The sequence below is a fragment of the Burkholderia sp. SIMBA_051 genome (genome assembly GCF_046534915.1).
GTDB classification, from domain to species: Bacteria; Pseudomonadota; Gammaproteobacteria; order Burkholderiales; family Burkholderiaceae; genus Burkholderia; species Burkholderia ambifaria.
The window spans coordinates 1-245 of the sequence record NZ_JAWRXS010000717.1 but is presented as its reverse complement, the minus strand read 5'-3'; the positions used below and the strand labels follow the sequence as shown (position 1 = coordinate 245).

Below are 245 nucleotides of genomic sequence, written 5' to 3'. Positions count from 1 at the left end.
TGGCAGGAATCGCTGCGCTACCAGTTGCACGACGTGGTGTTCAGCAGATCGCGCGACGACGATGCGTTTCGCAAGATCACCAAGGCGCTGGGCCTCGATCATGCCGTGCCGAGAATCGCGGTTGCGTTGGCGTCGTCGGCGCTGGACGGCGAGCCGATTCAGGCCGATCGCGCACTGGATCAGATCGTGCAAGTGACGGCGGGCATCCTCAAGACCTCGCGAGATACGCTGGTCGACGCCCGCCA

Annotated in this window: 1 pseudogene; it reads left to right on the top strand. The window is 64.1% G+C overall.

Annotation, left to right across the window (positions count from 1 at the left end):
- Positions 1 to 245 (top strand): annotated as a pseudogene (locus SB771_RS36335) (PucR family transcriptional regulator); the annotation flags it as partial.